This is a genomic window from Gluconobacter sp. Dm-74 (assembly GCF_018256135.1).
Lineage (GTDB): Bacteria > Pseudomonadota > Alphaproteobacteria > Acetobacterales > Acetobacteraceae > Gluconobacter > Gluconobacter cadivus.
In genome coordinates, this window is sequence record NZ_JAERLX010000001.1 from 514,730 (window position 1) to 533,161 (window position 18,432).

Annotated in this window: 20 protein-coding genes and 1 tRNA gene; 13 read left to right on the forward strand and 8 right to left on the reverse strand. The window is 61.0% G+C overall.

The genetic code is table 11. The features are described 5' to 3' along the window. The first annotated feature begins 1 nt into the window (after window position 1). The 4 genes from JK208_RS02375 to JK208_RS02390 all read left to right on the forward strand — a co-directional run bounded on the left by JK208_RS02375 (window position 2) and on the right by JK208_RS02390 (window position 4,160). The gene (locus JK208_RS02375) at window positions 2–1,480 is read left to right on the forward strand and encodes a Ppx/GppA family phosphatase (RefSeq protein WP_194261483.1); all 1,479 of its coding nucleotides are present in this window, start codon (window positions 2–4) and stop codon (window positions 1,478–1,480) included. Continuing rightward, complete coding sequence (locus tag JK208_RS02380) at window positions 1,477–2,241, forward strand: CDP-diacylglycerol diphosphatase (protein WP_194266504.1); 765 nt, start codon at window positions 1,477–1,479, stop codon at window positions 2,239–2,241. The genes JK208_RS02375 and JK208_RS02380 overlap by 4 nt, the downstream gene beginning before the upstream one ends. Window positions 2,242–2,322: 81 nt before the next feature. After that, window positions 2,323–3,489: an MFS transporter gene (locus tag JK208_RS02385; protein WP_211574183.1), complete on the forward strand. Its 1,167-nt coding sequence runs from the start codon at window positions 2,323–2,325 to the stop codon at window positions 3,487–3,489. Beyond that, the gene (locus tag JK208_RS02390) at window positions 3,486–4,160 is read left to right on the forward strand and encodes an HAD family acid phosphatase (RefSeq protein ID WP_211574184.1); all 675 of its coding nucleotides are present in this window, start codon (window positions 3,486–3,488) and stop codon (window positions 4,158–4,160) included. The genes JK208_RS02385 and JK208_RS02390 overlap by 4 nt, the downstream gene beginning before the upstream one ends. 81 nt (window positions 4,161–4,241) lie before the next feature. On the opposite strand, the gene JK208_RS02395 is transcribed toward JK208_RS02390, so the two are convergent. Together JK208_RS02395 and lysA are read right to left on the reverse strand one after the other, a co-directional pair. After that, window positions 4,242–6,914 carry a DUF4175 domain-containing protein gene (locus JK208_RS02395; RefSeq protein WP_211574185.1) on the reverse strand — a complete coding sequence of 891 codons (2,673 nt, stop codon included), beginning with the start codon at window positions 6,912–6,914 and terminating at the stop codon, window positions 4,242–4,244. Continuing rightward, a complete protein-coding gene (lysA, locus tag JK208_RS02400) occupies window positions 6,907–8,262 on the reverse strand; it encodes a diaminopimelate decarboxylase (protein ID WP_211574186.1) in 1,356 nt (451 codons plus the stop codon). The genes JK208_RS02395 and lysA overlap by 8 nt, the downstream gene beginning before the upstream one ends. A gap of 68 nt (window positions 8,263–8,330) precedes the next feature. Between lysA and JK208_RS02405 the strand changes: the two genes are divergently transcribed. The 3 genes from JK208_RS02405 (at window position 8,331) to JK208_RS02415 (ending at window position 9,992) form a co-directional block, all read left to right on the forward strand. Next, window positions 8,331–8,720, forward strand: coding sequence for a cytidine deaminase (locus JK208_RS02405; protein ID WP_194261477.1), 390 nt, complete (start codon window positions 8,331–8,333; stop codon window positions 8,718–8,720). Continuing rightward, window positions 8,717–9,412, forward strand: coding sequence for a serine protease (locus JK208_RS02410; RefSeq protein WP_211574187.1), 696 nt, complete (start codon window positions 8,717–8,719; stop codon window positions 9,410–9,412). The genes JK208_RS02405 and JK208_RS02410 overlap by 4 nt, the downstream gene beginning before the upstream one ends. 145 nt (window positions 9,413–9,557) lie before the next feature. Further along, the gene (locus tag JK208_RS02415) at window positions 9,558–9,992 is read left to right on the forward strand and encodes a response regulator (RefSeq protein WP_211574188.1); all 435 of its coding nucleotides are present in this window, start codon (window positions 9,558–9,560) and stop codon (window positions 9,990–9,992) included. Window positions 9,993–10,026: 34 nt separating this feature from the next. Here the strand turns inward: JK208_RS02415 and JK208_RS02420 are convergent. Together JK208_RS02420 and JK208_RS02425 are read right to left on the reverse strand one after the other, a co-directional pair. Beyond that, window positions 10,027–10,103, reverse strand: a tRNA-Arg gene (locus tag JK208_RS02420). A gap of 61 nt (window positions 10,104–10,164) precedes the next feature. After that, the gene (locus JK208_RS02425) at window positions 10,165–10,542 is read right to left on the reverse strand and encodes a hypothetical protein (protein WP_211574189.1); all 378 of its coding nucleotides are present in this window, start codon (window positions 10,540–10,542) and stop codon (window positions 10,165–10,167) included. Window positions 10,543–10,617: 75 nt separating this feature from the next. Here JK208_RS02425 and guaA point away from each other — a divergent pair, with 75 nt between their 5' ends. Both guaA and JK208_RS02435 read left to right on the forward strand, forming a co-directional pair. After that, complete coding sequence (guaA, locus tag JK208_RS02430; protein ID WP_194261473.1) at window positions 10,618–12,240, forward strand: glutamine-hydrolyzing GMP synthase; 1,623 nt, start codon at window positions 10,618–10,620, stop codon at window positions 12,238–12,240. A gap of 172 nt (window positions 12,241–12,412) precedes the next feature. Continuing rightward, window positions 12,413–12,826, forward strand: coding sequence for a hypothetical protein (locus JK208_RS02435; RefSeq protein WP_211574190.1), 414 nt, complete (start codon window positions 12,413–12,415; stop codon window positions 12,824–12,826). A gap of 91 nt (window positions 12,827–12,917) precedes the next feature. Here JK208_RS02435 and JK208_RS02440 read toward each other — a convergent pair whose 3' ends face one another. Both JK208_RS02440 and JK208_RS02445 read right to left on the reverse strand, forming a co-directional pair. After that, the gene (locus tag JK208_RS02440; RefSeq protein ID WP_194255203.1) at window positions 12,918–13,364 is read right to left on the reverse strand and encodes a CHRD domain-containing protein; all 447 of its coding nucleotides are present in this window, start codon (window positions 13,362–13,364) and stop codon (window positions 12,918–12,920) included. A gap of 42 nt (window positions 13,365–13,406) precedes the next feature. Then, complete coding sequence (locus JK208_RS02445) at window positions 13,407–13,979, reverse strand: HNH endonuclease (RefSeq protein ID WP_099285209.1); 573 nt, start codon at window positions 13,977–13,979, stop codon at window positions 13,407–13,409. Between the two features lie 143 nt (window positions 13,980–14,122). On the opposite strand from JK208_RS02445, the gene gluQRS reads away from it, so the two are divergent. Next, window positions 14,123–14,983: a tRNA glutamyl-Q(34) synthetase GluQRS gene (gene gluQRS / locus JK208_RS02450; protein ID WP_211574191.1), complete on the forward strand. Its 861-nt coding sequence runs from the start codon at window positions 14,123–14,125 to the stop codon at window positions 14,981–14,983. On the opposite strand, the gene JK208_RS16045 is transcribed toward gluQRS, so the two are convergent. Both JK208_RS16045 and argH read right to left on the reverse strand, forming a co-directional pair. After that, the gene (locus JK208_RS16045) at window positions 14,952–15,083 is read right to left on the reverse strand and encodes a hypothetical protein (RefSeq protein WP_255308560.1); all 132 of its coding nucleotides are present in this window, start codon (window positions 15,081–15,083) and stop codon (window positions 14,952–14,954) included. The genes gluQRS and JK208_RS16045 overlap by 32 nt on opposite strands. Beyond that, window positions 15,080–16,525: an argininosuccinate lyase gene (argH, locus tag JK208_RS02455; protein ID WP_211574192.1), complete on the reverse strand. Its 1,446-nt coding sequence runs from the start codon at window positions 16,523–16,525 to the stop codon at window positions 15,080–15,082. Before argH ends, JK208_RS16045 begins: the two co-directional genes overlap by 4 nt. A gap of 15 nt (window positions 16,526–16,540) precedes the next feature. Here argH and JK208_RS02460 point away from each other — a divergent pair, with 15 nt between their 5' ends. Genes JK208_RS02460 through JK208_RS02470 form a run of 3 tightly spaced genes read left to right on the forward strand, consistent with a single transcriptional unit; the run spans window position 16,541 to window position 18,416 of the window. Then, complete coding sequence (locus JK208_RS02460; protein WP_211574193.1) at window positions 16,541–17,140, forward strand: TlpA disulfide reductase family protein; 600 nt, start codon at window positions 16,541–16,543, stop codon at window positions 17,138–17,140. Then, window positions 17,137–17,718 (forward strand): TlpA disulfide reductase family protein, encoded by a 582-nt coding sequence (locus tag JK208_RS02465; RefSeq protein ID WP_211574194.1) that lies wholly within the window; start codon window positions 17,137–17,139, stop codon window positions 17,716–17,718. Before JK208_RS02460 ends, JK208_RS02465 begins: the two co-directional genes overlap by 4 nt. Window positions 17,719–17,756: 38 nt before the next feature. After that, window positions 17,757–18,416 carry a TlpA disulfide reductase family protein gene (locus tag JK208_RS02470; RefSeq protein ID WP_099285542.1) on the forward strand — a complete coding sequence of 220 codons (660 nt, stop codon included), beginning with the start codon at window positions 17,757–17,759 and terminating at the stop codon, window positions 18,414–18,416. The last annotated feature ends 16 nt before the right edge of the window (window positions 18,417–18,432 follow it).

Genomic DNA, 18,432 nt, shown 5'->3' on the forward strand with positions numbered 1-18,432 from the left:
CATGTCCTCATCTGCACAGCGTTCCGCCATTGTCGATCTTGGGTCCAACTCGGTCCGGCTGGTTGTTTTTGAAGGGGTGACGCGCAATCCCCTTCCGATTTTCAACGAGAAAGCCACGCTCAAGCTGGGGCGCGGACTGGATGTGACCGGGCGTCTCAATGACGAGGGCGTTACGCTGGCGATGGACGTGCTGGGGCGGTTCCATGCCGTCGCCCGTGCCATGGGGGCCGAGCCTTTCGAGGTTCTCGCCACCGCAGCCGTTCGCGATGCGACCAACGGGCCGGATTTCGTGGATGCTATTCGCGCGCGGATGCCGGGTGTGCCGATCCGCGTTCTGGAAGGAACGGAAGAAGCCGATTACGCGGCCCGCGGCGTTCTGTGCGGTCTGCCGGAAGCGAATGGTCTGGTTGCGGATATTGGTGGCGGTTCTCTGGAACTGATCCATGTTGCGGACAGCCAGTATTTTGAAGCCGTGACAACCAAACTGGGCGTGATCCGGCTGCATGATCGTTCCAAGGGCAGCATTGAGCGGGCAGCGGAAATTGCGAACGAACTTCTGGCAGAAGTGAACTGGCTGCCGGGCATGACCGGGCGGCCGCTTTATCTCGTGGGCGGGGCGTTTCGTGCGCTGGCGCGGCTTCAGATTGCGCGGACGCAGTATCCATTAAACCTCGTGCATCTATTTACCCTTTCCGAAGGGGAAGCGCGGGAAATGGCGGACTGGGTGATCAGTTCCCCGCGCCGGACCCTTGAGAAAATGCCGGGGGCTCCGCGCAAGCGTCTGGCGGATGCGCCGTTTGCGGCGGTCGTACTGCGCTGTCTGATGGAGCGGGTCCGTCCGTCCAAGGTCGTGTTCAGTGTCGATGGACTGCGCGAAGGCTGGTACATGCGCCATGTGGCGTCCTCGGTTGCGGATCTCGATCCGATGACGGATCTGGCGACGGAAATGGCCAATCGTCTGGCCCGCAGCGCCTCGCTCGCTGAGGCGCTGGTGAGCTGGACGGCACCGCTGTTCCGCGACGAGACGCGCACCCAGAAGCGTCTGCGCGAACTGGCGTGTATGCTCTCCGATATCGGTTCTTACGATCACCCGGAATATCGGGTCGAGCAGACCTATCGACGGGTGATGTATGGGCATGGTGTGGGCTTCGATCATACGGCCCGGGCCTTTATCGGCCTGACGCTCGCCGTGCGGTATGAAGTCTCGATGGACTCTCCCCTGATTGAACCTTCCCGACAGCTTCTGTCGCGCTCGGAGATTGACCGTGCGGTGCGTCTGGGCCTTGCGCTCCGGCTGGCCTATACACTCTGCGCGGGAACGAAAGTCCTGCTCGATGAGTGCAGGCTTCTCGTGGAAGACGGAACGCTCGTGCTGGTTCTGGGCGCGCGCAGTGTGCGGGCGGCGGGCAGTGCGGTCCGACGTCGTTTCGAGAGGCTGGCGGCTGCGATGCAGCTTGAATGTCAGGTTAGGGAAGAATGACTTTGCGGGATTACGGGACGGCGGCCAGATTTGGTCTTGTAGCGGCGGCAGTGGTTTTCGGACTGTCGGGCTGCGGAAAATCCCATGACCGGGGTGCGCTGTGGAAGGTCGTTCACGGGCGTTGTGCTGTTGATGCGGATCACAAGCCCTGCACGGTTTATGACGAGAAAGATGGTTATGCCCTCCTCAAGGATCAGACCGGACGCGGCCAGTATCTGGTGATCCCGACGCAGAAGGTGCCGGGCGTTGAAGATCCAAGTCTGCTGAAGCCTGAGACGCCGAATTATTTCGCGGAAGCCTGGGGGCAGCGTGCCCATGTGGCGCAGTCCTACGGGTTTGAAATCCCTGACTCGCATCTGTCGATGGCGATCAATTCGCGTCCGGGGCGCACGCAGGACCAGTTGCACATCCATCTGGATTGCCTGACGTCCTATGCGCGTGCCGAGCTCGACAAGAACATGATCACCGAGGATTGGTCTTTGGTCTCGTTGTACGGTCATCCCTATCGGGCGCGGATCGTGACGTCTCTGGAGCCGTCGCCGTTCCGGGTGATTGCTGCTGATGACATGTCCATCCACACGCTCGTCATCACGCCGGCAAAGCATGGCGGCTTCATCCTGCTCGATGACATGGCGCATGTGCTCGATCATGGATCGGGCGAAGAGCTTCAGGATCATGAATGTCATCTCGATGATCCGCACCATAAGGCCATGATTATGGATGGCATGGACATGGGCCAGCACCCCAACGGCATGATGTAAGACAGCTTTGGGTTGTCCGGGGATTCCGGGTGTGGCAGGGTTCGATAAATCTCGAACAATCTGTCGTCCCGGAGACCGGTCTTGAAACTGGCAGCGAAATCGTCCCCAAACTGGCCACTGCTTTCGCTCGCCGTTGGCGCCTTTGCCATCGGCACCACAGAATTTACGCCGATGGGCCTGCTGCCCGTCATCGCGCATGGTCTTCAGGTCAGTGTACCTAAGGCCGGTGGGTTGGTGACGGCTTATGCGGTGGGTGTGATGCTTGGCGCACCCGTCATTACGCTGCTGATGGCGCGTTTTCGCCGAAAACTGGCCCTGATCCTACTGATGGGGCTGTATGTGGCAGGCAATCTGCTCTCTGCGGTTTCCGCCAGCTATGATCTGTTGTTTGCCTCACGCGTCCTGACCAGTCTGGCTCATGGGGCGTTCTTCGGGCTGGGAGCCGTGGAGGCTTCCTTATCTGTCGCGCCAGCGCGCCGGGCGAGTGCGGTGGCATCCATGTTCATGGGGCTGACGATCGCCAATATCGTTGGTGTTCCAGCAATGACATGGCTCGGGCTGAATTTCGGCTGGCACAGTGCGTTCGGGGTGACGGCCATATTGGGGCTCGTAACCATGCTGGCCGTGCAGTTTGCCCTGCCGGCCCGCGAGATTGGCCCGGCCCCGGATGTTGGGCGCGAATTGCGGGTTCTCGTGAAGGGGAATGTGCTTCTGGCGTTGCTGACGACCGCGATCGGCGCGGGGGCGATGTTCGTGCTCTACACCTATATCGCGCCAATCCTCGAACACATCACCCATGCCAGCCCGACCATCATCACTCTGGCGCTGATGCTGACCGGGGTAGGGTTCTCGATCGGCAACGCTATAGGCGGCCGGAGCGCGGATCGCTCTCTGGATGGGAGCCTGCTGGTCTTTTTCCCCGTCCTTGGCGTGATCATGCTGATCTTTCCGTGGATGGCGCAGAGCGTGCCAGGCGCGCTGTTCGCGTCACTGCTCTGGGGCGCCGCGACCTTCGCGCTCATGCCCGCGCTTCAGATGCGGGTCATGCAGGCCGCGCATGATGCGCCTGCGCTGGCGTCGTCCATGAATATCGGGGCGTTCAACCTTGGCAATGCGATCGGTGCGGCTCTGGGAGGGATCGCACTGTCCATGGGGTTGGGCTATGGCGGTGTGTCCGTCATTGGTACGGCTCTGGCGCTGGTCGGGGTCGGGCTTGTTCTTCTGTCACGAAAGGTGGCTCCTCCATGATCCGTTCCCTCCTGCTCGCCACCAGCCTGTTTGTTGCGCCCCTCGCGGCGCTGGCTGCACAGCCTGCGAATGTTGGCGATGCCATTATGGCCGCCAGCGCCTATCACGACAGCGGCGATTACCAGCGTGATTTCGACGCCGTGGTTGCCCAGGCGCGCCAGTGGATCAAACAAACGGCGCCAAAAACGCGCCATCCCGCAATCGTTCTGGATATCGACGAGACGACCTTGTCCAACTGGGACGAGATCCGCGCCGATGATTTCGGCTATATCCCGGCGGGTCCGTGCGACGCCCTGCCTAAAGGGCCGTGTGGAGCGATTGCCTGGGAAAAGAGTGGCCACGCCCCGGCTTTTGCGTCCATGCGGGCGCTGATCGAAGAGGCTCAGGCGAATCATGTTGCGGTGTTTTTCGTGACAGGGCGTCATGAGGATGAGCGGGACGCAACCGAGCGGAACCTGCATCTGGCGGGAATTCAGCACTGGGACGGGCTGTATCTGCGACCGATGACCTCCCATGGATACGCAGCCTTGTACAAGGCACCGACCCGCGAGCGGATCGAACGTAAAGGCTATACAATTATTGCAAGTCTTGGGGATCAACCGTCCGACCTGAGCGGTGGATTTGCAGAAAAGACTTTCCTGCTCCCGAATCCGTTCTATCGTGTTCCGTAATATTATGTAATTCGGGGGGCAAGATCGTCTTTGCCACCTCTGAAAAAGCCCGGTGCCTCGATGGCACCGGGCTTTTTTGTCTCAGAACGATTTGAGGAGCCGTTCCAGATAGTCCAGTTCGCTCTGCGGGCGCGTGCGGTCCGAGGCGCGGCGGCGGAGTTCGCGTTCGATGTCGCGGGCGCGGTCACGGGCGCTTTTGTCCGGGATATGGGCGTCCGAATCCTTGCCTTTGTCGCCTTCGCCGAGTTTGCGGCCCAGCGGATCCTGATCCTTCTGGTCCTCATCATCGCCGTCTTCATCGCCAGCCTGCGGTTGGTCACCGTCATCGCCCTGCTGGCCTTTTGCGCCGTGCTGGGGTTTGCCGGAACCGCCTGCACCACCGGAGGGAATAAAGCTCAGGCTGCCTCCGCCCTGTCCGCCCTTGCCGGAACCGCCGGATTTCTGGTTCTGGCGCATCTGCTTTCCGGCTTCGGACAGGTCGGCCAGAACTTTCTGTTCGGCTGTCTGCGCGTCGGCGTCCTTGCGGTCCGCGAGGGCCTCGCGGGCGCTCTGCATGTCCGTTTTTGCCTTGTCAAAGGCTGTGGCGGGCTTGCCGGTCAGATCCTTGACGCGACGGCTCAGGATATCGTTCACGCGCTGAAGGGCGCGTTGCAGGGCATGATCCGCACGGCGCCCGTCGGACTGGGCGGCAACCGTCGCCGGATCGACCGGGGGCGGTTTGTCGGCAGGCTGATCCATTCCGGCAGGCGGCTGCATCCCAAGCTGGCGGAGCAGGTCCGCCGTGGACATCTGGCTGACATCGGGAGGATTGCCGTCATCGGGTGGTGCTGCGGCCTTGCGGGCGGCGGAGAGGCGGGACTGCGTGTGGTCGAGCAGCGTGGTCTCGCGGTGGACGAGATCATGCAGGGCCGCGCGCTGCGCCTGCGCTTCGGCTTGCGCCTTCATCTGGGCGGCAAGCGCCTTGAGGTCTTCGGGACGCGCCTGACGCATGCGTTCGGCCATGTCTTCCATCTGCTGGAGACGGCGCAGGGCTTCGTCGCCATGACCCTGATTGGCTTCGGACTGGAGGCGGCGCATTTCGTCTGAGAACGGATCGGCCGAGCTGGTGCCGGATTGCGGCATCATGATCCCGCTCTGCGCGGCGCGTTCGAACAGGAGCTGCATCCGACGGTTCAGGGCGTCCTTGAGGGCCTGTGTGCGGCGCTGGAGTTCTTCCTGTTCAGGAAGAGTATGACCTTTTTCTCCCAGATCGCGCATGTGGTCGAGCTGCTGCTGCACGCCCTGCTGGGCTGCGCGGACTTCAGCTGCGGCATCCGCGATTTCGGGGCCGTCACGGCGCAGATCGTCCAGATAAAGTGCGAGCGCCCAGAGGTCACCGGGAACGCGATCCGCCGAGCCTTCAGGGGCATCTTTACGAAGGGATGCGATTTCCAGCCCCAGCGCTGCGAGGATCGCGCGTTCGTCGGTTGTCTGTGTCAGGAGCGCGAGTTCATCCGAGGCTTTTGAAGCGCGTTCCTGCCCGAGCATGAGGCGGCGGCGCAAAGCCACGAGGGCGCGGGCCAGCGGATCGGTGAATTTGCGGGCGCCGATTTGGAATTTAACCAGGTCGCTTCGGCTTTCGCGACCCGAAACGCTTTTGGCGTGCAGGCGACCTTCAACGTCCATTCCAGCAAAAGGATCGGAAGAGAGATCCGGAGTGGCGATCCCTTTCGCGTTCTTCGGATGACCATCGAGGGGGATCGGAACGCGTAGGATCCGGCCGCGGGAGAGGCCGGGCAGTTGGATTTCGGCCTCCAGCGACTCTACGCCATAGGTTTGATGGATATGCCAAGGCAGGCCGGTGCGCCAGTCATCTTTCTGGGGGCCCGGCTTGCCGTCCCATGTGACGGTCGGGGGCAAATCGGGCTCGATGGTTACGTGCCAGGCGCCGAGAGTGCGGCCACGAATGACGATGCGGACAGTCCCGGATTGCTGGAGCGTACCGTGACTGTTCCAGCTTCCAGCATCCAGACGGCTCTGCTCAGGAGAGGCGATGCCGGACAGAGTGGGTTTTCCGTGAGCGCCGGTGATGGTGGCGTTCAGGATCGAACCCTGCGGCACATCAATCGCGGTGCGGCCCGTTGAGGACAGGAAAATGGGCGCGCCGGGCGCATAAGAGGGGCGGTCGATCCAGGCCTGAAGGGTCGGGAGCGGAACGCTGTCATCGTCCACGCCGGGGAGCAGTCCGGCGTAAAGACGCGACGGTGTATGTGTGCTCGCCAACAGCGCGGCACCGATCAGGGCTAGAGGGACGGCGATAAGGCCGATGCGGTCCTGCAGACTGGTTTCAGGATGAGGCAGACCGACGCGGAGCGTCCCGAGCGATGCTGTAACGCGTTCGACATGGCGCGCCCAGATGGCGGACTGTTCGCCGTTTCCGGCAAAAGCCGGGCGGTCCGTCAGGCTGAGGAGTGGCTGGCGGGCGAGGCGGGAATCGTGTTCAATCCTGCGGTCTGCTGCCGGGATGCTGACCGGGGCGACACGCCGCATGCCGCTGACGGTCAGCCAGAGTGCCGTGCCGAGCACGCCGATTTCGAGCAGCGCATGCAACCAGTCGGGCAGGGACTGTGGAATGCGCGCCAGACTGGCCAGACCGTAGAACGCCACGAGAAGTAGCGGCCAGCGCAGGGGCTCCCACGCCCGTTCCCACCACAGGACGCGCTGGGCCTTGCGGCGCAGGGTTTTGAGATGGAGGGCCGGGTTTGGCTCAGCCATGGTCATTCCCAGCTGCTGTCAGCCATTCGGGGACGGTTTCAACGGCAATCAGTTCTGCAACACTCTGGGGCTGGCGGATAATATCCCATTTCCCATTGTCGATCAGAACCTGCGCGGCGAGCGGGCGGGAATTATAGGTGGAACTCATGACAAATCCATAAGCGCCGGTGTCGAGCAGGGCGATCAGGTCACCACGTTTCGTATCCGCAGGGAGCGCGCGATCACGGGCGAAGATATCGCTGCTTTCGCAGACCGGACCGACGATATCCCAGAGTTTTGTCGGGCTGGTCAGGCCATTGGGGGCGACTGGCATGATGCCGTGCCAGGATTCGTACAGGGATGGACGGGCCAGATCGTTCATGGCAGCGTCGAGCACAACGAAATCTGGATTGCCAGCTTTCGTTTCGATCACGCGGCTTAGTAGAATGCCGGTTGGTGCGGAAAGCCAGCGGCCGGGTTCGATGCTGAGGCGGACACCAAGGTCCCCCAGCGTCTCGGCAATAACGCCTGCGAGCATATCGGGCGAGGGAGCGATTTCGTCACGATAGCGGATACCGAGGCCGCCGCCGCAGTCCACGGCTTCGACGGTGTGACCGGCGGCGCGGATTTCGCGGACCATATCGGCCAGTCGGGTATAGCCTTCGCGGAAAGGGCCTGCGGTCAGCATCTGGCTGCCCAGATGAACGGCAAGGCCAACGAGGCGGACGTTCTTCAGGCTGGCGGCTTCACTATACAGGGCCACGGCGCGGCGGTGTTCGATACCGAATTTGTCTCCGGCGCGACCTGTGGAAATCTTGTCATGAGTGTCGGCGTCCACGTCCGGATTAACGCGCAGGGCAGCACGCGCGACACGACCGCAGGCGCGGGCAATGTCGTCGAGGCGGTATAGTTCTTCGACGCTTTCGACATTAACCTGCGCGATATCGTGTTCAACGGCTGCCCGCAGTTCCGCATCGGATTTCCCAACGCCGGAGAAAACGATCTTCGAGGGTTGGATCCCGGCATGGAGCGCGCGCTGCATTTCGCCGCCGCTGACGATATCCACGCCGTAACCGCACTGCCGCAGGATGGTGAGTGTGGCCTGATGGTCCTGCGATTTCATGGCGAAATGCATGCTGATCGGCAGGTTCCGAGCCTCGAACGCCGCGCGCAGGGCTTTTGCCCGCCGTCGCAGCGTTTCTGCTCCCATGATCCAGCACGGCGTGCCGACAGCGGCCGCGATGACGTGCAGGGGCACGCCTTCGAACAGGAGGCCGTCCCGCGCATCCATCGTCAGGGAAGGGCGGGTGTCCAGCATGTCGTGGAAGGACGGGTCGGTAGCGGGATCGGAGGGAAGCGGTGCACTCATGATGGTGATACCGTATCGCTCTTGGAAGCATGTTCCAAGCTGAACCCGCAGGGGATAATATCATCGGTATGATACAGGAACTGATCCGGGAGGCCCTTGAGGCCCGTTCGCGTGCTTATGCACCCTATTCGCGCTTTCAGGTGGGCGCGGCCTTGCGGTGTGAGGGGGGTGTTCATTCAGGCTGCAATGTCGAGAACGCCGCCTATCCGCTGGGAACATGTGCTGAGGCCGGTGCGATTGCCTCCATGATCCGTGCTGGGGGACGGCGGATTGAGGAAATCGTGGTCGTGGGCGGCGATGCGCCGTGTACGCCCTGTGGCGGGTGTCGGCAGAAACTGCGGGAGTTCGGTCTGCCGGACCTGCGGGTGCATATGATCTCGCCCAAAGGGGATATTCTTCTGACCCGGACTCTGGCCGAACTGTTGCCTGATGCGTTCGGCCCGGATCATCTGGGATGAAAGGCGCCGCTGCGCTGCTGATGTTCTGGATCTGCGGCGCAGCAGCGTTCGCCGCTCCGGGTGTCGCGCTGCCGGGACTCGGACCTGACAGCCATCGCAGCGTGGTGGATGTGAATAAGGCGCCCTGGAAGATTTTGGGGCGCGTCCAGACCTCTCTCGGTAGTCGTTGCACGGGATTCGCCGTAGCGCCGACGGTCATGGTGACGGCGGCGCATTGTCTGTGGCTGCCTGCGACGCGGCACTATATCCAGCCTGAGGATGTTCATGTCCTGATGGGGTATATGCTCGGACATTACCGTCTTCATGCGCAGGTGACACAGTTTGTTATTGCGCCCGGTTACGACCCTGAAAACGAGGGCGGCACGGCGTCCGAGGATCGGGCAACGCTGGTGCTGGACCGCAAGGTCATCGCGTCGGCCGATCTTGTTCCTTACGGCGCAGCAGAGATGGGCGCGGCTGCGATGCTGGTCGGATATCCGCAGGATCGGTCGGAAGTCCCGTATGGAGATATTTCCTGTTATATCAATGGTTTGTCAGGGAATGGTTTGATCCATCATGACTGTTCGGCAACACGCGGAGACAGCGGTGGCCCCCTTCTGGCACGCCAGCCAGACGGCCAGTGGGGGATTGTGGGTATCGATGTTCTGGCGACGCCGGCGCGGGGCGGTTTTGCGGCCCCTTTACCACACTGAAATTTGTGTGTTTCCACAGGGTATAGTGCGTAAGGTTTGCGTCAGAAAAAATTCACTCATGCAAACATGAGCCGTGTTTCCGCGTTGTTGAGGAGACGACACCATTATGGTGTTAAAGGTTTTTTAATCCCGGAAAGTAACTGCCATGTATGTCATGTCCATGAAGGGAGCATCATCCAGCGTCGTTCCGCAGGGAAACGCGCAGGGGGAGAGTAAAAAAATCGACAGAAAGCATGTTCTGGTCGTTGAAGATCAGGCGCTTCTGCGATTCCTCGCTGCTGACATGCTGGAAGAGGCTGGTTACGAGACGTCGCTTGCGGCGGATGCTGACGAGGCACTGGCTGTTCTCGCCCGGCACCCGGACATCTGTACGATTTTTTCCGACGTCAATATGCCCGGTGATATGGACGGCGTGGGTCTTGCGCATGCGATTCGCGAGCAGCACCCTGATATCGGTCTTGTTCTGACGTCAGGAACCCGGATTCAGGAACTGGGGGAACTGCCGGGCGGCACGATGTTTTTGGCCAAGCCCTATGAATGGGACGAGGTCTATCGCTGCCTTGAGCGCGTGCGCCACTGAATAACAGGTAAAATCTTTTAAGGAGAAGGCAATGTGGTGCACCCGAAAGGACTTGAACCTCTAACCCCCAGATTCGTAGTCTGGTGCTCTATCCAGTTGAGCTACGGGTGCGCTGTGAGGCGGGGTTTTACAGAGGCTTAGCTGACCTGACAACCCCGCTTTCGAAAAAATTTCAGTTTCGCGTCATGGTGATATGAGCGCGGCATGACGGCGAGCCGAAAATACCGCCGATCGCCTGTCCGACGGGGTAGCCGTTGAAGACGACGGCTGTGGGATGGTGGTCCAGATCCGTCATGGCGAGTTCTGCATGATAATGCTGGTTGCCGGGTGTGTAGGTGCCGTGAAGAACCTGTGAGCCGTCGGCGGGTGTGAACAGGATTTCTCTACCTCTTATACGAAGGGTGGAGGGGTGCTCGGTCGGGCATGTTCCCTGATCCGTAACAAGAGCACCAACCCAGGAACCGGTTGGATCGTGGCCAGGATCGGGCGTGCCCGCACATGCGGCAAGCAGGGCCGTGGCGGAAATGGCGAAAAATGCTGGCAGGCGCATGTTGTTCCTGTTCGATGATGCAGAATGGATGACGCAGACGATACAACACCTTATAGGAGAGCCTCAAAAGGCACCATGAAACCGGAACGCGAGGCCACGACATTGACCCAGCAGGACGCCAGCACCGTCGAAAAGCTCGACGAAACTCTTCACGAAGACCGTATCCTCATTCTGGATTTCGGCAGTCAGGTGACGCAGCTCATTGCGCGCCGCGTCCGCGAAAGCGGTGTGTACTGTGAGATCTGGCCGTACACGGCGACCGAGGAAAAAATCCGCGCTTTCAATCCGCGCGGCATTATCCTCTCCGGTAGCCCGGCCAGCGTCCATGACGAGAATGCACCGCCGGTTCCAGAGGTGGTTTTTGCGCTGAACCGCCCTGTGCTGGGGATCTGCTACGGCCAGCAGGCCATGTGCCAGCAGCTGGGTGGCAAGGTCGAAAACCACGATCATCGCGAATTCGGTCGGGCATATATCGATATTGCCGAGGATTGCTCGCTGTTCCGTGGCGTCTGGGCGCGCGGCAAGCGTGAACAGGTCTGGATGAGCCACGGCGACCGCGTGACGCAGCTTCCGCCGGGCTTCCGTGCCGTCGCCCATTCCGAAGGTGCGCCGTTCGCGATCATCGCGGATGAGGGACGTCGTCTGTATGGCGTGCAATTCCATCCGGAAGTTGTGCATACGCCGCATGGTGCAGCGCTGATCCGCAACTTCACCCATAACGTCGCGGGTTGCAGCGGCAGCTGGACGATGGCGGGTTTCCGCGATCTGGAAATCGCGCGTATCCGCAAGCAGGTCGGCTCGGGTCGGGTGATCTGTGGTCTGTCCGGTGGTGTGGACAGTTCGGTGGCTGCAAAACTGATCCATGATGCGATTGGCGATCAGCTCACCTGCATTTTCGTAGATCCGGGCATTATGCGGACGGGCGAGGCGGATGAGGTCGTCAAGACGTTCCGTGGCCGCTTCAACATTCGCCTTGTGCATCGTGATGCGTCCGAGCTGTTCCTCAAGGAACTGGCTGGTGTGACGGACCCGGAAACCAAGCGCAAGACGATTGGTCGTCTGTTCATCGAGGTCTTCGAGGAAGAAGCCGCGAAGCTGGGCGGTGCGCAGTTCCTCGCACAAGGCACGCTGTATCCGGATGTGATCGAGAGCGTGAGCTTCTCGGGCGGTCCGTCCGTGACCATCAAGTCCCATCACAATGTGGGCGGTCTGCCGGACCGCATGAACATGGAACTGGTTGAGCCGCTGCGTGAGCTGTTCAAGGACGAAGTCCGCATGCTGGGCCGTGAGCTCGGGATTCCCGAAAGCATCGTCGGGCGGCATCCGTTCCCGGGACCGGGACTGGCGATCCGTATTCCGGGCGATGTGACGAAGGAAAAGCTCGATCTACTGCGTAAAGTGGACGTGATCTATCTTGAGGAAATCCGCCGCGCCGGACTTTACGATGCGATCTGGCAGGCTTTTGCGGTTCTGCTGCCGGTGCGGACCGTCGGTGTCATGGGTGATGGTCGGACCTACGATCAGGCCTGCGCCCTGCGCGCCGTGACCAGCACCGATGGCATGACGGCGGAAGTCTATCCGTTCGATTTCGAGTTTCTGAACCGCGTTGCAGGTCGTATTGTCAACGAAGTGCGCGGCATCAACCGCGTGACCTATGACATCACGTCCAAGCCACCCGGCACGATCGAGTGGGAATGATTCTGTTTCGTTAGTGCTTGAACCTTTTTAGGTTTGAAGGTGTTGAAAACCCCGCAGTGATGCGGGGTTTTTTGTTGTGGCTACTGTGTGTTGCGACGGGAAAGCTGTGTTGGGGTTGCTTGACCCTGTGGAGGATGACAGGGTGTATGTCTCTGAAAACAGGAGACTCTCGATGTCGATCCGGTTCATTTCCTCTTCCGCCCCTCTGCTTCTTGCTGCTCTGGCCGCGTTGCCGCTGGGAATGGCTTCGCAGGCTATGGCGACTGACTCTACTGAGAAGCCCTGTGAAACCGATCTGTGCCGGAGCGTGCGTCAGTCCTGGGCCGCGGTTCGTCATGACACGTCCGATGCGGCGCAATGGACGAAGAAAGAGAGCGTCAAAGGTTGGGACGCTACGAAAAATGGCGTTTCCGATGCGGCTCACTGGACTGGCAGGGAAGGCGAGAAGGGGTGGAAGGCCACCAAGAACGGCACGAAGGATGCGGTGCATGACACTGGCGTGTGGACGAAAAAAGCCGTGCACGATCTTGATCCAGGCCAGCCCGCCAAAGCTCCCACCACGAAAAATTCCACGACAGGCGAATAAAACTGCCGGTCAGACTGGATCTGTTGCCAGTCTCATGAAAAAGGCCTGCCCTGTGAGGGGCAGGCTTTTTTAATTTGCCGTGATGACAGTCTTATTCCGCGTGGTGATGGTGGCCGGTCAGTTCCGTGGTGAGCTGGGCGCGGGCTTCTCCGTCCGGGAATTTTTCCGTATGAAGATTGATGTAGCTCCGTCCGGCCTGAACGTCCTTCACCTGATCAGGCGTGAGCTGGAGTGTACCAGTCATGCGGGTGGTGTAGGGACCGTTAATTGGGGCCAGAACGCCTGCGTCTTCACCTGCATCTGCGGGGCCATGAAGATGGATGGCAGTGACGGGACCGGACAGGCCATTATCTTCGAAGCGGTAGGTCAGGGTGTTTTTCGTGGTGTCCAGCATGGCGGACGCCGAGCCCTTGATCGGCGTTGTGGCGCCATGTTCGCCCTTGAAAGGGCCAAAAAGATGCAGGGTCTCGGCGGAAGCCGGGAGGGCTGTGACGGAGAGACCGAGGGCGAGTGTTGTGAGCAGAAGTCCGGTACGCATGGAAAATCATCCTTGCAGAATAGGGATCAACAGAACGCCTGCTCAGGTTTCGAGTTCGGTATTCCAGTATAGATAATCGCGCCAGCTTTCGTGAAGGTAATGGGGCGGGAAGGTCCGGCCGTTTTCCTGAAGAAGGCGGCTGCTGGGTTGGACCGGCTTGCGGTGCGGGTGCATGCCGAGTTCGCTTGGCAGTTTTGAGCCTTTGAGCAGGTTGCAGGGGCTACAGGCGGTGACGACATTTTCCCATGTCGTGCGCCCGCCGCGGGCGCGGGGGATGACGTGATCGAAGGTCAGTTCGTGCGTGGGCAATCGATCATGGCAGTACTGACACGAGAAATTGTCCCGCAGGAAGACGTTGAAGCGCGTAAAAGCCGGTTTGCGCGCGCTGGGAATATAGTCTTTCAGGGCGATCACGCTGGGCAGGCGCATGCTCTGGCTCGGAGAGTGGACGACGGCGTCTTCATATTCTGAAAGGACCGAGACGCGATCGAGAAAGACTGCCTTGACGGCCTCCTGCCAGGACCAGAGCGAGAGCGGGAAATAGGACAGCGGACGGAAATCCGCGTTCAGGACAAGAGCCGGAAAATGCTGACCGCTGACGGACACCACACGCATCCTTTCTGCAAGGACGACACATGCGGGGTTACGGCGCCGAATGAAAACGGGACAAACAGCGGGAAAACACGTGTCGTCGGCTTCTTTGAGGAAACTATTCCAGTAAACTGCGCGAACCGCAAGCAAACGCTGGTGACACATTCATGACGCTTCCCGCCACAACACGATTTGCGCCGAGTCCTACGGGTTTTCTCCATCTGGGGCATGTGGTGTCAGGGTTGTATTCGCGGATCATGGCAGGTGAGGGCGGAAAGTTCCTGATCCGTATCGAGGATATCGATACGACGCGTTGCACGCCGGAACTCACGGTGGCGCTGCGTGAAGATCTGGACTGGCTTGAATTGTCGTCAGACGCGTCGGTTCGGCAGCAGTCCAGACATTTGTCTGAATATCACGCCGTACTGGAAACTCTGCGGAAGCGGGGGCTGCTCTATCCGTGTTTCTGCACGCGGCGGGAGATCGCCGACGCCGCGACGCAGACCGCGCCGGACGGGAGCGTCGTGTATCCGGGAACCTGTCGGCATGGCGCAGTTCATGCAGGTCGGGAGCCGGTCTGGCGGCTCGATATGGGGCGGGCGCTTGATGTGTTGCAGGAAGTGCCTGGCTGGCAGGAGTTAGGGCATGGGCGGATCGCGGGGCAGGCCGGGACGTTCGGCGATATTGTGTTGGCGCGGCGGGATACGGGTGTTTCGTATCATCTGTGCGTCACGCATGACGATGCGCTGCAAGGCGTGACCACAGTCACGCGCGGGCGGGATTTGTACGAGGCGACGTCAGTGCAGCGGGTGTTACAGGACCTGATGGGCTGGCCGGAACCGGTCTATGCCCATCATGCCCTTATCATGGATGCGGATGGGCAGAAACTGTCCAAACGGGATGGGGCTGAAGGCGTGCGGGTTCTGCGGCAGAAAGGGTGGACGGCCCGACAGGTTCTGGACCATCTACTGGTGCGGCAGGCTTTGAAAGAGAGCTTTATTCCGGCGGATAGGTGCCCGGATAGGTGATGTCCTGCGCGGGGCCGGGGGCGTGTGGCGCGCCTTTCTTGCCGCAGGCGGTCAGGCTGAGAGCCATAACCGCCATGCTGACGAGCAGCAGGGTTTTCATGCGGATTCTCCGAGTTTTGCGAGCCACGCTTTGGCCTGATGCGTCACATTGGCCGGTGCGGTGCCGCCTTCGCTGGTGCGGGACGCCAGAGAGGCCTCAACGGTCAGGACATCGAAAACGCCCGCGTTGATCTGGGGCTCGACGGACTGCATTTCGCCAAGCGACAGATCCGCCAGATCGCAGCCTTTCAGTTCCGCCATGCCGACGAGCCGACCTGTGACGTGATGGGCGGTGCGGAAGGGAACGCGCAGTTCACGGACCAGCCAGTCGGCCAGATCGGTCGCTGTCGAGAAGCCCATGCCCGCGACTTCGCGCATCCGAGGGGCGTTGGCCTTGAGGTCCCGGATCATGCCGTCCATGGCGGCGAGGGAAAGCGTCATGGCCTCGGTGGCGTCGAAGACAGGTTCCTTGTCTTCCTGCGTGTCCTTGGCATAGGCAAGCGGCAGACCTTTCATGACCGTCAGAAGGCCCACAAAATCGCCCATGATCCGGCCGATCTTGGCGCGAACCAGTTCGGCGGCGTCCGGGTTGCGCTTTTGCGGCATGATGGACGAGCCGGTCGTGAAGGCATCGGAAAGCGTGACGAAACCGAATGGCGCGGAGGCCCACATCACGATTTCCTCGGCAAGACGCGATAGATGCATGGCCTGAAGCGACAGAGCGGACAGGAATTCGAGGGCGAAGTCACGGTCCGAGACGGCATCGAGTGAATTGGCGGTCGGGCGGTCGAAATCCAGCGCCGCAGCCGTCATGCGACGGTCGATCGGGAAGGACGTTCCAGCAAGAGCGGCCGAGCCGAGCGGGCATTCGTTCAGACGGGCGCGGGCGTCACGCAGACGGCCGCGATCGCGCGACAGCATCTCGACATAGGCCAGAAGATGGTGTCCGAACGTGACCGGTTGGGCGACCTGAAGATGGGTGAAGCCGGGCATCGGCGTTGCGGCATGTTCCAGCGCGCGCTTGGCGAGGGACCGCATCAGGGCGGCGGTCTGGTCCTGAAGGCCGTCGATGGCATCGCGGACCCAGAGGCGAAAATCGGTGGCGACCTGATCGTTGCGTGAGCGGGCCGTGTGCAGGCGTTTGCCGGCCTCGCCAATCCGCTCAGACAGACGTGCCTCGATGTTCATGTGGATGTCTTCGAGGGCCGGGGAGAACTCGAAGCGCCCTTCGCCGATTTCCTGCGCGATATCGCCAAGGCCCTGACGGATTTCGGCAAGTTCCGTCTCGGTCAGCAGGCCGACTTTCTGGAGCATGGCAGCGTGTGCGAGAGAGCCGCGGATGTCCTGTCGCCACAGGATCTTGTCAAATCCGATGGAGGCGTTGATCTCACCCATGATGGCGGCAGGGCCTGAGGCAAAGCGGCCACCCCATTGCGGATTGGCGGCAGTGCCTTCAAAGGACGTGGCGGCATCTGATTGTGTGTCGACAGGAGCGTTTTTCATGATAACCGTAAGCAGATGATTCGGAAGCAGATCGACCGGCGAACCCTTCTTGGAGGAGCTGCCAGCCTAGCTGCGGCAGCCTCCCTCTGCAATTGCGGGCTGGGGAATTCCGCCCGCGCGGCGGATGGAGCACAGCCAGTGCTGCCCTCGCTCGTGCCCGGCGCGCCTAAGTTGGAGCCCGTGAATTTCCAGCTTAAGGGACCGGATGGCACGATGTTGGCACTCTCCTCGTTGAGGGGGCGGCCCTTTATTCTGCATCTTTGGGCGACATGGTGCCCGCCGTGCAGGCTCGAGCTTCCTGCACTGAATGCGTTCATCGAGAAAACCGGAGCCAGCATTCCTGTCATTCCAGTCGCCGTGGCGAGTCCGCTGCCGAAAGTGATGATCTTTCTGGCGCAGGGCAATCTGCCGCATATCGCGCCCTGGACGCTGGACCAGCATGAGTTTTCTCAATGGTTCACGTCCGGCGAGCCAAGCCTTCCCATGACGTGTGTGATTGATGCGCAGGGACGGCTGCGTGCCAGCGTTGAGGGGGAAATGGCATGGGGCGCACCGGACAGTCAGGCCTCTTTTGAAAAGATCCTGTCGGGCCTTCAGGCGTCCAAGCCCGCGTGAGCGGTGGGCTGGCCAGTCGGCGGAGCCTTGTTTTGGGAACGGCAGGTCTTGCGGTTCTGGTCGGGGTCGGAGCTTCGAAACTGGCCGGGACGGTTGTGCGCCGTGGGATGCCGATTGAGCGGCTGATGCCGGGGCGGCCCGTCTCGGAATCCGTTACGCTTTCGCTGTCCGGCCCTGAAGGTGCGCATTTGTCACTTGTCTCGCGTCGGGGAGCGCCTTTCCTGCTGCATGTCTGGGCGACATGGTGCCCGCCCTGCCGTCATGAACTGCCTGCTCTGGTGGGGTTCATGCGGGCATGGGGGACAGATTGCCCTGTTGTTCCGGTCGCGGTTTCAAGTGGATCGCCCGACGATGTTCGTGCGTTTCTGGACCGAAACGGCATCGCAGATTTGCCCGCATGGACAGTGGACGGGACGGCTCTGAAAGACTGGTACCGGGCTGCGGCGCTTGCCATCCCTGTAACATTCCTGATTGATGGTGCAGGGCGCATTCGCGCGACGGCGGCCGGTCCGTTGGACTGGGGCGCTTCCGATGCCGTTGGCGTGCTTCATCAGGTGCTTGCCGCCACGACTGCCTGAGACGCGATAAAGTAGAAATGAAAGAACGGATTTCCAACATGACTTTCCCCCTGACGCGCCGTCATCTCATGGGTCATCTCTTAGGCGGAGCCGGTGCCCTCCTGGTTTCGGGACGGGCCATTGCCGCAACGGCGGCAAAGGAAGAGGCCGGGAAGGGGCTGGCTTTCGAGCCGAACTCTTTCGGCAAACTGGCTGTGCCAAAAGTTCTGCCGCCGCTGAGCGTGAAGAACGAGCAGGATCAGGACGTGCCGCTGTCGCACTGGTATGGCAAACCGTTCATCCTGCATTTCTGGGCAACATGGTGCCCGCCCTGCATCCGCGAACTACCTTCGGTGAATGCGACGGCCAAGGCGCTAGGGGCCGAGGGGCCGCAGATCGTCGCCGTCGCTGTGCGTGGCAGCACGATTCCCAAGGTCAGGGCGTTTTATGACAGCCACGGGATCGACGCCCTGCCGATCCTGGTCGATCCGCTTTCAGCAGTGATGATGGAAACGGCCGATCAGGCGGCGCTGATCCAATCGATCCAGCAGGTGCGTCCGGATGATCTGAAGAGCCTGACACCAAATGTCATGTCCCTGCATGGCGTGCCCCGGTCGCTGATCCTGAATGCGAAAGGCGAAGTCGTGGCGGAATCCATTGGGAACATGGACTGGTCTGCGGACGCTGTGAGGCATACTGTGCAGGCTCTGGCTGGATAGTAAGAGTAAAGTCCTG